Source organism: Caulobacter sp. 05L422, assembly GCF_056397765.1.
The window spans coordinates 454,037-467,044 of the sequence record NZ_JBFTOB010000001.1; the positions used below are offsets into that span (position 1 = coordinate 454,037).

The 13,008-nt window shown below is 70.3% G+C and carries 13 protein-coding genes; 12 read left to right on the plus strand and 1 reads right to left on the minus strand.

Going from position 1 to position 13,008, the window contains the following annotated elements; all coding sequences use genetic code 11:
• Window positions 1-20 precede the first annotated feature (20 nt).
• From AC1DMQ_RS01955 to AC1DMQ_RS02010, 12 genes are all read left to right on the plus strand, one after another.
• Window positions 21-698, plus strand: coding sequence for a response regulator transcription factor (locus AC1DMQ_RS01955; RefSeq protein ID WP_056442765.1), 678 nt, complete (start codon window positions 21-23; stop codon window positions 696-698).
• A 79-nt stretch (window positions 699-777) separates the two neighbouring features.
• Window positions 778-2,160: an ATP-binding protein gene (locus AC1DMQ_RS01960; RefSeq protein ID WP_477031870.1), complete on the plus strand. Its 1,383-nt coding sequence runs from the start codon at window positions 778-780 to the stop codon at window positions 2,158-2,160.
• Between the two features lie 217 nt (window positions 2,161-2,377).
• Window positions 2,378-3,718: a hypothetical protein gene (locus AC1DMQ_RS01965; protein WP_477031871.1), complete on the plus strand. Its 1,341-nt coding sequence runs from the start codon at window positions 2,378-2,380 to the stop codon at window positions 3,716-3,718.
• A gap of 68 nt (window positions 3,719-3,786) precedes the next feature.
• Window positions 3,787-4,911: a c-type cytochrome biogenesis protein CcmI gene (gene ccmI / locus AC1DMQ_RS01970; RefSeq protein ID WP_477031872.1), complete on the plus strand. Its 1,125-nt coding sequence runs from the start codon at window positions 3,787-3,789 to the stop codon at window positions 4,909-4,911.
• Window positions 4,908-5,441 carry a cytochrome c maturation protein CcmE gene (gene ccmE, locus AC1DMQ_RS01975; protein WP_477031873.1) on the plus strand — a complete coding sequence of 178 codons (534 nt, stop codon included), beginning with the start codon at window positions 4,908-4,910 and terminating at the stop codon, window positions 5,439-5,441. The genes ccmI and ccmE overlap by 4 nt, the downstream gene beginning before the upstream one ends.
• Complete coding sequence (locus tag AC1DMQ_RS01980; RefSeq protein WP_477031874.1) at window positions 5,438-7,414, plus strand: heme lyase CcmF/NrfE family subunit; 1,977 nt, start codon at window positions 5,438-5,440, stop codon at window positions 7,412-7,414. Before ccmE ends, AC1DMQ_RS01980 begins: the two co-directional genes overlap by 4 nt.
• The gene (locus tag AC1DMQ_RS01985; RefSeq protein ID WP_477031875.1) at window positions 7,411-7,875 is read left to right on the plus strand and encodes a cytochrome c-type biogenesis protein; all 465 of its coding nucleotides are present in this window, start codon (window positions 7,411-7,413) and stop codon (window positions 7,873-7,875) included. The genes AC1DMQ_RS01980 and AC1DMQ_RS01985 overlap by 4 nt, the downstream gene beginning before the upstream one ends.
• Window positions 7,876-8,021: 146 nt before the next feature.
• Complete coding sequence (locus AC1DMQ_RS01990; RefSeq protein WP_477031876.1) at window positions 8,022-9,593, plus strand: trypsin-like peptidase domain-containing protein; 1,572 nt, start codon at window positions 8,022-8,024, stop codon at window positions 9,591-9,593.
• A gap of 132 nt (window positions 9,594-9,725) precedes the next feature.
• Complete coding sequence (locus AC1DMQ_RS01995) at window positions 9,726-10,397, plus strand: response regulator transcription factor (RefSeq protein WP_477031877.1); 672 nt, start codon at window positions 9,726-9,728, stop codon at window positions 10,395-10,397.
• A 44-nt stretch (window positions 10,398-10,441) separates the two neighbouring features.
• Window positions 10,442-10,660 (plus strand): hypothetical protein, encoded by a 219-nt coding sequence (locus AC1DMQ_RS02000; RefSeq protein WP_477031878.1) that lies wholly within the window; start codon window positions 10,442-10,444, stop codon window positions 10,658-10,660.
• A gap of 6 nt (window positions 10,661-10,666) precedes the next feature.
• Window positions 10,667-10,981: a type II toxin-antitoxin system RelE/ParE family toxin gene (locus tag AC1DMQ_RS02005; RefSeq protein ID WP_477031879.1), complete on the plus strand. Its 315-nt coding sequence runs from the start codon at window positions 10,667-10,669 to the stop codon at window positions 10,979-10,981.
• A 3-nt stretch (window positions 10,982-10,984) separates the two neighbouring features.
• Entirely contained in the window at window positions 10,985-12,391 is a 1,407-nt protein-coding gene (locus AC1DMQ_RS02010) for a sensor histidine kinase (RefSeq protein WP_477031880.1), read from the plus strand.
• A gap of 24 nt (window positions 12,392-12,415) precedes the next feature.
• Here AC1DMQ_RS02010 and AC1DMQ_RS02015 read toward each other — a convergent pair whose 3' ends face one another.
• Window positions 12,416-12,964 carry a hypothetical protein gene (locus AC1DMQ_RS02015; protein WP_477031881.1) on the minus strand — a complete coding sequence of 183 codons (549 nt, stop codon included), beginning with the start codon at window positions 12,962-12,964 and terminating at the stop codon, window positions 12,416-12,418.
• Window positions 12,965-13,008: the final 44 nt, after the last annotated feature.

Genomic DNA, 13,008 nt, shown 5'->3' on the forward strand with positions numbered 1-13,008 from the left:
CACGAGACAGAGGCTCCTCCATGCGTATCCTGCTTGTCGAAGACGATCCCGACCTGTCGCGCCAGCTGAAGCTGGCCCTGGGCGACGCGGGCTACGCCGTCGATCACGCCGCCGACGGCGAGGAGGCCCAGTTCCTGGGCGAGACCGAACCCTACGACGCCGTCGTGCTTGACCTGGGCCTGCCCAAGGTGGACGGCGTGTCGGTGCTGGAGCGCTGGCGGCGCGGCAATGTCGCCACCCCGGTGCTGATCTTGACCGCGCGCGGCTCGTGGAACGAGAAGGTCGCGGGCTTCGACGCCGGCGCCGACGACTACCTGACCAAGCCGTTCCACACCGAGGAGCTGCTGGCCCGCCTGCGCGCCCTGCTGCGCCGCTCGGCCGGCCACGCTTCGCCCAGCCTGTCGTGCGGCGGCCTGCGCCTGGACCCGCGCGCCGCTCGGGCCAGCGTCAACGGCGAGCCCCTGCGCCTGACCTCGCTGGAATACCGCCTGCTGCACTACATGATGATGCACCAGGGCCGGGTGATCGGCCGCACCGAGCTGGTCGAGCACCTGTACGACCAGGACTTCGACCGCGACTCCAACACCATCGAGGTGTTCATCGGCCGGCTGCGCAAGAAGCTGGGCAGCGACCGCATCGAGACCGTGCGCGGCCTGGGCTATCGCCTGACGCCGCTGGAAGGCGAGACGACCGAGTGACCGCCGGCGCGTCCCGCGAAAGTGTGAGCGGTTTCGCGACAAGGACGCGCTGCAAACCAACTTGCGGGGCCCGCTAGACATGTGGGACCTCAGCAAGCGTTCGCTGGTCCGGCGGCTGGTGCTGCTGGCGGGGATCTGGAACCTGGTGGTGCTGGTGCTGGCGGGCGTGTTCCTGACCGCCCAGTTCCGCGACGCGGCGATCCGGCGCTTCGACCAGTCGCTGGCCGTGCTGACCGACGACCTCTACGCCGGGTCCAGCGTCGACGGCGGGGTGCTGAAGGCCCCGGTCCTGACCGACATCCGCGCCACCCGGGCCTATTCGGGCCGCTACTGGACGATCTTCGACCAGCCGGCGGGCGGCGGCGGGCTGAACGTGCTGGAGCGCTCGCGCTCGCTGTTCGACAGCGACCTGATGATCCCGGCCGAACAGTCCGAGCGGCTGATGTCCGAGCCGGGCAAGACCCTGTTCTTCGACCTCAAGGGACCGCAGAACCGGCCGTTGCGCGCCGCCGCCCTGCTGGCGCGGCTGCCGGACTATCCGCGGCCGGTGGTGTTCATCGCCGCCGAGGACCGCACGCCGATCGACGCCGACGCCGACCGCTTCGCCCGCATCACCGCCGTGGCCCTGGTCATCCTGGGCGGCGGCCTGATCGCCGCCGTGGTCGTGCAGGTCCGGGTCGGCCTGCTGCCGCTGTTCCGCCTGCGCCGCGAAGTGGCCTCGGTGCGGCGCGGCCGGGCCGAGAAGCTGGAGGGCGCCTATCCCGAGGAGCTGGAGCCCCTGGCGGTCGAACTGAACGCCCTGCTGACCCACAACCAGGAGGTCGTCGAGCGCCAGCGCACCCACGTCGGCAACCTGGCCCACGCCCTGAAGACCCCGCTGTCGGTGATGCTGACCGAGGCCGCCCAGCAGCCGGGCTCGCTGGCCGAGGTGGTCGAGCGCCAGGCGGCGACCATGCGCGAGCAGGTCGACCACCACCTGCGCCGGGCCCGCGCCGCCGCCCGCTCCCAGACCTCGGGCGAGCGCACGCCGGTCGAGCCGATCATGGACGAACTGGCCGTCACCCTGGAGCGGATCTTCCAGGACAAGGGCGTCGTGATCGACTGGCGATGCCCCGAGAACCTGTGCTTCCAGGGCGAGCGCCAGGACTTCATGGAGCTGGCCGGCAACGTGATGGAAAACGCCGGCAAGTGGTGCAAGGGCAAGGTGCGGGCCGAGGCCGTGGCCAGCTCGCCCGAGCAGATGACGCTTACGGTCGATGACGATGGCCCTGGCCTGCCGCCGGACCGGTGGAGCGACGCCCTCAAGCGCGGCCAGCGGATGGACGAGCACACGCCGGGCTCGGGCCTGGGCCTGTCGATCGTCGACGAACTGGCCCGCGCCTACGGCGGCTCGGTGACCCTGGGCGCTTCGCCCCTGGGCGGCCTGCGGGTGACGCTGATTCTGCCGCGTTCGGAGGGGTAGGGGCGAAGCGCCTTTCCCGATTTCCCCGGTGAGGGGAAAAACACGCCTTTGGCTCAACCCAGCATTTCGTCGGTTTTCGACAGACACCGGTGACAACGATCCAGCGACGTTTCGACGCTGATCTTCGACCACCAAAAACATATGGTTTCGGAAAGTCTTAACCTCGTTGGCAACATGGTTGACGCGGCCCGGGAGCGGGCTGGTCCAGCGGGGGGTTATGGCCGGGGTCGCCGCCAATAAGTTGCTGATGGTTCGGAAGCTGGTGGAAACCGCGCCCGACGCCGCGTTGCGCAGTCTCGAACTCGCCCTGGCCGGTCCGGCCGGCGGGCAAGGCGCGTTGGCGGCCGTGCGCGGCCTCGTCGAGGACGAGACCGCCGCCCGCTATGTCCGCAACAGCGTCCTGGCCCCGATCGTCCCGCTGTGCGCCAAGCGCGACACCGAGCAGACCTCGTTCCCGCCCCGCACCCTGAGCCTGCTGTGGACCGCGCTGAGGACCGTGGCGCCGAGGGAGGTCGAGGAGGCCGCCGCGCGCTGCAATCCGTGGGACCTGGACGAGGGCCCGCCCGAAGTCTTCAACGACCTCTGCAAGATCGCCTCCAAGGGCCTGCGCGCCCAGGCCGAGCCCGGCTTCCAGGCGCTGGACGCCATCTGCGACATCGACGAGCTGGCCTCGTGCCTGGAGCTGGCGCACATCGTCCGGATGGCCCTGCCGCGACTGCAGGAGTGGGTCAGCAAGATGAACGAGGAGCGCGCCTCCTCGGCCCGGCTGGCCTATAACGACGCCTGCGCCATCCGCTCGGACGCCGGACCGCTGCTGTTCGAGATCCTGGCCGCCCACCTGCCGGACGACTGGCGGATCCTGCGGGTGATCTCGGCGGTGATGGACCGGCCGGGCGACAAGTTCTGGGCCTCCTCGGAGGTCAGCGTGTTCGGCGAGCGGGTGCTGGCCGACATCGCCAGGAACATCGAATTCATCGCGAACTTCGACGCCGGCAAGGGCGAGGCCGAGGGCCGCAAGGCCGCCCTGGCCGCCCAGAAGGTCTCGCAGGAGATCACCGAGTTCGAGCATTCGGTGAACCTGGCCAAGGACGGTCCCTGGGGCCGGCGGATCGCCAAGCACAAGCAGGCCGTCGCCGAGACGGTCGAGATGCGGATGAACGGCGCCGAGCGGGAATTCCTGGCGGCCCTGCCGCTGCGGCCGATCTCGATCCTCGGCGGCAAGAAGGGCAAGGGCGTGCCCCAGCTGACGACCGAGCCCGACGAGGTCGCCGGCCGGCGGCTGACGGCGGTGCTGGTGTTCATCGCCGAGATCCGCGGCTGCGCCATGCAGAGCGGCTACGGCTCGAGCCGGGCCAAGGTGCTGGAAAAGCTGAACGGACGCCTGGACCAGTACATCGAGGACATCCTGCACGTGGTCCGCACCGGCGACGGCGGCGACCAGGGGCTGGCGCGTCTCTATGTCGACCTGGCCGCCGGCTACATCGCCTACAGCCGCGACGAGAAGACCGCTGAGATCGTCCGCCGCCGCGCGGCCGCGGCGATGGCCGCGGCGGCCTAGGGCCCCCGGGTTCCTTACGCGATTTTTTCGCTAACGGCCGGCGCCGTTTCCCAGCTAACACGCGGTCCATGATCGCTTTCTGGATCGCCGCGGCGGGATTGTCGGCCGTCGTCGCCGCCCTGATGCTGCGCGGCGCCGCGCGGGCGTCGTTGGCTGTGGGCGACGACGCCAGCCTCGCCGTGCACCGGCGGCAACTGTCCGAGATCGACGACCTGGCCGAGCGGGGCCTGCTGGCCGACGCCGAGCTGAAGGGCGCGCGGGCCGAGGCCGGACGCCGGCTGATCGCCGCCGCCGACCACAAGGCCCCCTGGCCGCCGGCCAATCCCCGGCAGCGGCCCCTGGTGCTGGTCCTGGGCGCCGCCGCCCCGATCCTGGCCCTGGGAATCTACGGCATGATCGGCGCGCTGGGCGTGTCCGACCAGCCGTACCTCAAGCGTGTGGCCGAGTGGCGCAGGACCGACCCGCTCCAGCTGGAGCCGCGGAAGATCGCCGCCGTGCTGGAGCAGATCGCCCTCCAGCATCCGACCGATCCCGAGCCGCTGAAGAACCTGGCCCTGGCCCGCATGGCCGCCGGCGACGCCACCGGCGCCTCGCAGGCCCTGCGCCGAGCCGTGATCATCGCCCCCGCCCGCGCCGACCTTTGGGCCGGGCTGGGCGAGACCTTCGTGGCCGAGGGGCAGGGCGAGATCGGCGTGGACGCCCGCAAGGCCTTCGCCGAGGCGCTCAAGCACGACCCCAAGAACACCAGCGCCCGCTATCACCTGGGCCTGGCCCGGATCTCCGACGGCGACGTCCAGGGCGGCCTGGCCGACTGGAAGGCCCTGCTGGCCGACCTGCCGCCCGACGATCCGCGCCGCATGGGCTTTGGTCAGCAGATCGCCCAGGTCCAGGCCGACGGCGGCCTGCGGGCCTCCGCCGCCCCCACGGGCCAGCCCGCCGAGGCGGCGCAGGGCGGTGACGTCCAGGACATGATCCAGGGCATGGTCGCGGGCCTGGCCGCGCGGCTCGACGCCAATCCCGACGATCCCGACGGCTGGATCAAGCTGGTGCGCGCCTATTCGGTGCTGGGCGACACGACCCGCCGCGACGCGACCCTGGCCAAGGCCCGGACACGCTACAAGGATCAGCCCAAGCTCCTGGCCGCGCTGAGCCAGGCCGCCCAAACTCCGTCCCAGAAGACGTCGCAGCCATGAGCTTCCTGCCCCAAAGTCTTTGGCCCAAGTCCCGCAAGGCGCGCCGCCGCCTGACCGTCCTGGCCGTGGCCGCCCCCGTGGTGGCCCTGGCCGTGGGCCTGGCCCTGTGGGGCATGCGCGACGCCATCTCGCTGTTCTACACCCCGGCCCAGGCCGCCGCCGCCCACGTGCCGGCCGGCCGCAAGGTGCAGCTGGGCGGACTGGTCCAGGCCGGCAGCGTCGTGAAGCATCCCGATGGGCTGGTCGAGTTCGTGGTCGCCGACCAGACCTCCACCGCCCTGGTGCGCTACCAGGGCGACCTGCCCGACCTGTTCCGCGAAGGCCAGGGCATCGTCGCCTCCGGCGCCTTCGACGAGTCCGGCGCCTTCGTCGCCAAGCAGGTGCTGGCCAAGCACGACGAACGCTACATGCCGCGCGAGGTCTCCAAGGCGCTGAAGGAACAGGGCGAGTGGCGCGGCGACGGCGCCAAGCCTGCCTATGGCGCGCCCGCTTACGCCCCCCAAGGCTCTGGGCCGAAGACCAAGTCATGATCACCGAATTCGGCGCCTACGCCCTCGTCCTGGCCCTGGTCCTGTCGGTGCTGCAGCTGATCCTGTCGGCGGTGGGCGGGGCGCGGCGCTCGTCGTTGCTGGCCGGGGCCGGACGCGGCGCGGCGGTCGGGGCGTTCCTCTGCACGGCCCTGACCTTCCTGGCCCTGGTCCACGCCTTCGTGATGTCGGACTTCTCGGTGGCCAACGTCGCGGCCAACTCCCACACCGCCAAGCCGATGCTCTACAAGGTGGCCGGCGCCTGGGGCAGCCACGAGGGCTCGATGCTGCTGTGGTGCCTGGTGCTGACCGGTTACGGCGCGGCCGTGGCCAGCTTCGGCGAGGCCCTGCCGCCGCGCCTGCGGGCCTACGCCGTGGCGACCCAAGGCGCGCTGGGCGTGCTGTTCCTGGCCTACACCGTCTTCGCCTCCAACCCGATGACCCGGCTGTTCGACGCGCCGGTCGAGGGCGCGTCGCTGAATCCGCTGCTGCAGGACCCGGCCTTGGCCTTCCACCCGCCGTTCCTCTATTGCGGCTATGTCGGCTTCTCGGTGGTGTTCTCGTTCTCGATGGCGGCCCTGATCGAGGGTCGGGTCGACGCGGCCTGGGCCCGCTGGGTGCGGCCCTGGACCCTGGCGGCCTGGAGCTTCCTGACCGTCGGCATCACCCTGGGCGCCTTCTGGGCCTATTACGAACTGGGCTGGGGCGGCTGGTGGTTCTGGGACCCGGTCGAGAACGCCAGCTTCATGCCCTGGCTGATCGGCACGGCCCTGCTGCACTCGGCCGTGGTGCTGGAGAAGCGCGGGGCCTTGCCGGGCTGGACGGTGTTCCTGGGCCTGGCCGCCTTCACCTTCTCGATGCTGGGCGCCTTCCTGGTGCGCTCGGGCGTGCTGACCAGCGTCCACGCCTTCGCCGTCGATCCCGCGCGCGGGATCCTGCTGCTGAGCATTCTGGGCATCGCGGCCGGGGCCGGCTTCTTCCTGTTCGCCCTGCGCGCACCCAGCCTGAACAGCGGCGGCCTGTTCGCCCCGGTCAGCCGCGAGAGCGCCATCGTCCTGAACAACATCATCCTGTCGACGGCCACGGCGGTGGTGCTGGTGGGCACCCTGTTCCCGCTGATCCGCGAGGCGACGGACGGCGAGGCGGTGTCGGTGGGCGCGCCGTTCTTCAACATGACGTTCGTGCCGCTGATGATCCTGGCCATGGCCATCCTGCCGGCCGGTCCGCTGCTGGCGTGGAAGCGCGGCGACGCCCGCCTGGTGGTCCGCCGCCTGTGGCTGGCCCTGGCGGTCGCCGCGATCCTGGGCCTGGTCGCCTTCGCCGTCGTCGCCCCGCGCAGCGCCCTGGCCAGCGCCGGCCTCGTCGTCGGCTTCTGGCTGATCGGCGGCGCGGTGCTGGAGCTGGGCGAGCGGGTGAAGGCCTTCCGCGCCCCTTGGGCCGAGGTGCGCCGCCGCCTGACCGGCCTGCCGCGCGGCGCCTGGGGCACCACCCTGGCCCACGCGGGCCTGGGGATCTTCGTGCTGGGCGCGTCGTTCGAGACCACCTGGCGGGTCGAGGCGGCCCAGGCGCTGAGCGTGGGCGGGCAGCTGAAGCTGGGCGCCTATGAGCTGGTCCTGACCGACGTCGGCACGGTGGAAGGCGGCAACTACATCGCCGAGCGCGGGATCGTGACGATCACCAAGGCCGGCGCCCTGGTCTGCGAAGCCAAGCCCGAGCGCCGCTTCTATCCGACCGGCAAGCAGACCACCTCCGAGGTCGCGATCTGCCCCAAGGTGCTGGACGATCTCTATGTGGTGCTGGGCGAGCGCCGGGAAGGCGCGGGCGGCCAGCCGGCCTGGCTGGTGCGGGCCTTCGTCAATCCGTGGGTGCGGCTGATCTTCCTGGGTCCGCTGGTCATGGCGATCGGCGGCCTGGTCTCGCTGTCGGACCGTCGGCTGCGGTTCGGCGTGGCGAAGCGCGCGGAGACGGCGGCGTGAAGCGCCTCCTGATCGCCCTGGCCGCCATCGCCTGCATGGCCGGCGCCGCCGCCGACCCGGCCGAGCGCCTGCCCGACCCCGTCCAGGAAGCCCGGGCCCGCGAAATCTTCCGCGAGGTGCGCTGCCTGGTCTGCCAGAACGAGTCGATCGACGATTCCGAAGCCGACCTGGCGGGCGACCTGCGACAGGTCGTACGCGACCAAGTGAAGCAGGGACGCAGCGACAAGCAGATCCGCGCGTTCCTGGTGGAGCGCTATGGCGAGTTCGTGCTGCTCAAGCCGCCGTTCTCGCTGGGCAACGCGCTGCTCTGGGCCACGCCTGGGATTGCGTTGATCTTGGGCGGCGTGCTGATGGCGCTGCTCCTGCGTCGGCGGACCGCGTCGGTCGCGGACGGTGAAGATGCGCAGACACTTTCCCAGGTGGAGGAAGCGCGTCTTCAGGTGTTGTTGAAGGACGAATGACACGATTGCGCCGCGAAGACGCCGCAAGACCATCTTGAGCGTGGACGCATGATCTCTTCGAAGACCATTGCGCCTTTCGCCAGCGCAACTAGGTTCTCAAGCCAAGGACCCGGCGCCGCGCGCCGTGGGTGAGGAAAGACGTTAAGATGGCTGCTAGGAAGTCTGGTTTCTTTGTCGGTGCGGTCGCCGGCGCGGGCGTGGCCTGCGCGGCGCTGGCCGGGGTCGGCATGCGCATGGCGCCCGCGGGCGCCGCCGAGCCGGCCCAGGTGGTTCGCACCTCGGGCGCGCCCGCTCCGATGTTCGCGCCGCCCCCCGGCGCGCCGATGTCGTTCGCCGACATCTTCGAACAGGTCTCGCCCGCCGTGGTGCAGATCGACGTGACGTCCAAGGCCGCCGCGGCCCCGCGCCTGCGCATCCCCGGCCTGGAAGGCTTCGACATCGTGCCGCGCGGCCAGAAGCCGGGCGAGGAGGGCGAGGAAGCCGCTCCGGGCCCCAAGCAGCAGTCCTCGGGCTCGGGGTTCTTCATCTCGGCCGACGGCTATCTGGTGACCAACAACCACGTCGTCGCCGACGCTGACGACGACGGCATCAACGTCGTCCTGAAGGACGGCCGCGAGCTGAAGGCCACGGTGGTCGGTCGCGACGAAGGCACCGACCTGGCGGTCCTGAAGGTGGTCGACCCCAAGGCCAAGGGCGCGGCGTTCCCGTATGTGAACTTCGAGAACCAGGCCAAGCCGCGGGTCGGCGACTGGGTGATCACCATCGGCAACCCGTTCGGCCTGGGCGGCACCGCCACGGCCGGCATCATCTCGGCCTACAACCGCGACCTGGGCGACAGCTCGTCGACCTTCGTCGACTACATCCAGATCGACGCGCCGATCAACCGGGGCAACTCGGGCGGTCCGTCGTTCGACATCTACGGCCGGGTGATCGGGGTCAACACCGCGATCTTCTCGCCGACCGGCGGCTCGGTGGGCATCGGCTTCGCCATCCCCGCCGACGTGGCCGAAGCCACCGCCAAGCAGCTGATCAGCGGCGGCAAGGTGGTGCGCGGCTATATCGGCGCGCAGATCCAGCCCTTCACCAAGGAAATGGCCGAAGCCCAGGGTCTGGGCGAGATCAAGGGCGCGATCGTCGCCGACGTTCTGGACGGAGGTCCGGCCCAGAAGGGCGGCCTGATGCCCGAGGACGTGATCACCGCCGTCAACGGCGTGCCGATCAAGAGCGGTTCGGAGCTGACCCGCGAAGTGGCCAAGGGCCGTCCCGGCGACACCCTGAAGCTGTCGGTCCTGCGCGGCGGCAAGCCCCGCACCGTCGACATCAAGTCGGGCGTGCGTCCGACCGAGAAGGAGCTGGCGCTCAGCGACGACGACAGCGACGAGGGCGGCGCCGACACGCCGACCAAGCCGCAGGTCCAGAAGTCGGAAGCCCTGGGCATGAGCCTGGCGCCGATCGACGACGCGGCCCGTCGCACCTACAGCATCGACGCGACCGTCCGCGGCGTCCTCATCGACGGCGTGAAGGCCAATTCCGACGCCGGCGAGAAGGGCCTGCGCAAGGGCGACGTGCTGACCAGCGTCAACGGCGACCCCGTCACCTCGGCCTCGCAAGTGGCCTCGGCGGTGGAAGCGGCCAAGAAGCTGCAGCGCCCCAGCGTCAACCTGCGCATCATCCGCGCCGGTCGCCCGACGATCGTGCCGCTGAAGATCGCGCCGTAAGGGTAACGCGGATACGCGGGGGCTTTCGCCCGCGCGCGGATCACGTCACCATCTCGGGGACGTGACGACGACACGACAGAGGGCGTCATCGATTCGCACGATGACGCCCTTTCGTGCATCTGGGGGTTTGTGATGCGTATTCTGATCATCGAAGACGATCTCGAGGCGGCGGCGGCGATGCGCCACGGCCTGACCGAGGCCGGCTACGATTGCGTCCACGCCCCTGACGGCGAGGCCGGCCTGACCGAGGCGGGCAAGGGCGGCTTCGACGTGATGATCGTCGACCGCATGATGCCCAAGAAGAACGGCGTCGAGGTGGTCGAGACCCTGCGCCGCGAGGGCGATCAGACGCCGGTGCTGTTCCTCTCGGCCCTGGGCGAGATCAACGACCGCGTCGTGGGCCTGCGGGCCGGCGCGGACGACTACCTGGTCAAGCCCTACGCCTTCGCCGAGCTGATGGCCCGGGTCGACGCCCTGTCGCGTCGCCGCGAGACAGGCGCGGTCGCGACCACCCTCAAGGTGGGCGAACTGGAAATGAACCTGATCAATCGCACGGTCCATCGCCAGGGCAAGGAGATCGATCTCCAGCCCCGCGAGTTCCAGTTGCTGGAATTCATGATGCGCCACGCCGGCCAGTCGGTGACCCGCACCATGCTGCTGGAGAAGGTGTGGGAATACCACTTCGACCCGCAGACCAACGTCATCGACGTGCACATCTCGCGCCTGCGCTCGAAGATCGACAAGGGCTTCGACCGGGCCATGCTGCAGACCGTGCGCGGGGCGGGCTACCGGCTCGATCCGTAGGCGGCGCGGTTTGGCGGTCGGCCGACCCGTGTTAGGCTCGTGGCATGAACAAGCTGACCCAGCCCGTTCCTGACGATGAAGGCGACTTCGGCCCCGAGCTTTCCGAGGCCGAGATGGACGCCTGGATCGCGCGCAATCGCGAGGTCATTAACGAATCTCTGCGTGAGGCGCGTCAGGAATTCGCGGAAGGCAAGGCCGAGCCTTGGGACTCCGAGGAGATCATCGCTGGCGCCTTGAAGCGCATGGCTGAGGAAGATCAATAGTCCGGAATGGTCCCGCCGACGGTTGTCAGAAGCGCGAAGGCCGTCGTCGACGCCGAGGATGTCTTCATCTGGATCGCGCGGCGTGACGGTGCGAGCCGAGCCCGCGGCGTCATCTTCAGAATTGAACGGACGCTCGAACGGCTTGCCGCCCGCCCGGGGCTGGGACGTGTCAGAGCTGATTTCGTGGGCGAGCCGAGATCGTTTTCAGTACCGCCATGGCTTGTGGTCTACGAGCCTCTCGCGGAGGATCGCGGAATTCTCGTGCTCCGCATCCTCGACAGTCGCCGAGACATCGCCGCCCTCATGGGCAAGAAGAGCTAGCCCATGCGCCTGCCGCGCCTGATCCGATCGACGCCGTTTCGGCTGACCCTGCTGTTCCTGGCCCTGTTCGCGGCGGCCGCCAGCGCGTTCCTGGGCTACATCTACATCGCCACCGCCGGCGAGGTGAACCGCCGCGCCGACGCCGACATCACCCGCGAGATGGAGAGCCTTGAGGCCGCCTACCGGGTGGGCGGGATCAATGCCCTGAACCAGACCATCGTCGAGCGGGCCACCGGCGAGCGGCCGTTCCTGTACCTGCTGCTCGACAAGGAGGGCAAGCGGATCTCGGGCTCGATCGAGGAGTCGCCGATCGACGACTTCGAAGGCCCGGGCCCGACCTGGGAGACCTTCAAGCTCACCGAGACCGACATCGACGGCGCCGAGGTCAAGCGCGCGGCGCGGGGCGTGCAGGAGCGCCTCTCCGGCGGCGAGGCCCTGTTCGTCGGGGCCGACGTCCAGGAGTCGGAAGGCTATGTGATGAAGATCGTCCGGGCCCTGCGCGGGGCCGGGGCGCTGGTCATCATCCTGGGCCTGGCCGGCGGGGTGCTGATCAGCCGCAACGTCTCGCGCAGCATGCAGGGCCTGGTCGACGTCGTGAACGCGGTGCGGGCCGGCGACCTGCACGCCCGTGCGAGGGTGCGCGGCACCCGCGACGAGTATGACGAGCTGGCCGAGGGCCTGAACGACATGCTCGACCGCATCGAGCGGCTGATGGGCGGCCTGCGCCACGCCGGCGACGCCATCGCCCACGACCTACGCTCGCCCCTGACCCGCCTGCGCGCCCGCATGGAGGTGGCCCTGATCGACGCCGAGAACGGCAAGGGCGATCCGATGGCGGCCCTGGAGACGGCCCTGATGGACGCCGACGGCGTGCTCAAGACCTTCAACGCCGTGCTGGCCATCGCGCGCCTGCAGGCGGCCGGCGAGGCGCCGAACCAGGAAAGCTTCGACGCCAGCGAACTGGCCTCGGACATGGCCGAGCTCTACGAGGCCAGCTGCGAGGACAAGGGCCTGGACTTCAAGGCCGAGATCGTTCCGGCGCTCAGCATCCGGGGCAATCGCGAGTTCATCGCCCAGGCCCTGGCCAACCTGCTGGACAACGCCATTAAGTACACGCCCGAGGGCGGGGCGGTGATGCTGCGGGCCCGGCGCACCTCGTCCGGCGACCTGGAGTTCTCGGTCACCGACACCGGCCCCGGCGTGCCCGAGGCCGACCGCGCCCGTGTGGTCCAGCGCTTCGTGCGGCTGGAGAACAGCCGCAGCGAGCCGGGGGCGGGGCTGGGCCTGTCGCTGGTCCAGGCGGTGGCCGCCTCGCACGGCGGACGGCTGGAGCTGGCCGAGGGGCCGGGCGAGTACGGCGGCTTCGGCCCCGGCCTGCGGGTGGCGTTGGTGCTGCCGCGGGTGGAGTAGGGGGCAGGCGCTAGGCGACCAAACCTATTCCGGCCGCCCGTACACGACGTCATAGCACCGCTCCCGACCGAGCTTCGTCGGGCAGAACCCCGTCTCCTCCGAGCCCTCGCGGATGATCACGTAGCGGTCGCGCCTGCAGGCCCACCACTCTTCCTCGAAGCCGGCCCCGCCGTCCTGCTTGAACACCGGCTCGTCGCCCTGGGCGTAGAAGCGGGTCATGCCGGTCAAGCCGCCGAAGCTGCCCCAGCCGTTGACCAGACCGCAGACCCGGCCGTCGCGGCGCGCCCAGACCCGGCCCAGCTCCAGGGCGTGCGGCTGGTCCAGGCGGGCGATCAGCCGCGGCTTGACGCTGGCCCAGCGCACCCGAGCCATCGACTTGGCGGCGACCAGCCGCGAGCCCGTGGCGGGGCGCTTGGGTTCGACCTTCATCTCGTACTGGACGAAGAACATCAGCATCAGCCCGACGCCCAGCACGATCAGCCCCATGACCAGGACGTCGAACGCCCGGACAGCCAGGGCCTTGTGTCGGGCGCCACGGCCGCGCCGCTCGGGCATCCGCAGGATGAAGGCCATGTCCGCTCCCCCCAGGTCGAAGCTGGATTACGTCTGTAGATTAT

What these genes read in the sequence shown, in the direction of transcription:
- AC1DMQ_RS02010 (WP_477031880.1), top strand. Translation starts at nt 10,985, where the DNA reads ATGCGCCTGCCGCGCCTGATCCGATCGACGCCGTTTCGGCTGACCCTG.
- AC1DMQ_RS02000 (WP_477031878.1), top strand. Translation starts at nt 10,442, where the DNA reads ATGAACAAGCTGACCCAGCCCGTTCCTGACGATGAAGGCGACTTCGGC.
- AC1DMQ_RS01955 (WP_056442765.1), top strand. Translation starts at nt 21, where the DNA reads ATGCGTATCCTGCTTGTCGAAGACGATCCCGACCTGTCGCGCCAGCTG.
- AC1DMQ_RS01980 (WP_477031874.1), top strand. Translation starts at nt 5,438, where the DNA reads ATGATCACCGAATTCGGCGCCTACGCCCTCGTCCTGGCCCTGGTCCTG.
- AC1DMQ_RS01960 (WP_477031870.1), top strand. Translation starts at nt 778, where the DNA reads ATGTGGGACCTCAGCAAGCGTTCGCTGGTCCGGCGGCTGGTGCTGCTG.
- ccmI (WP_477031872.1), top strand. Translation starts at nt 3,787, where the DNA reads ATGATCGCTTTCTGGATCGCCGCGGCGGGATTGTCGGCCGTCGTCGCC.
- AC1DMQ_RS02005 (WP_477031879.1), top strand. Translation starts at nt 10,667, where the DNA reads ATGGTCCCGCCGACGGTTGTCAGAAGCGCGAAGGCCGTCGTCGACGCC.
- AC1DMQ_RS01995 (WP_477031877.1), top strand. Translation starts at nt 9,726, where the DNA reads ATGCGTATTCTGATCATCGAAGACGATCTCGAGGCGGCGGCGGCGATG.
- AC1DMQ_RS01990 (WP_477031876.1), top strand. Translation starts at nt 8,022, where the DNA reads ATGGCTGCTAGGAAGTCTGGTTTCTTTGTCGGTGCGGTCGCCGGCGCG.
- ccmE (WP_477031873.1), top strand. Translation starts at nt 4,908, where the DNA reads ATGAGCTTCCTGCCCCAAAGTCTTTGGCCCAAGTCCCGCAAGGCGCGC.
- AC1DMQ_RS01965 (WP_477031871.1), top strand. Translation starts at nt 2,378, where the DNA reads ATGGCCGGGGTCGCCGCCAATAAGTTGCTGATGGTTCGGAAGCTGGTG.
- AC1DMQ_RS02015 (WP_477031881.1), bottom strand. Translation starts at nt 12,964, where the DNA reads ATGGCCTTCATCCTGCGGATGCCCGAGCGGCGCGGCCGTGGCGCCCGA.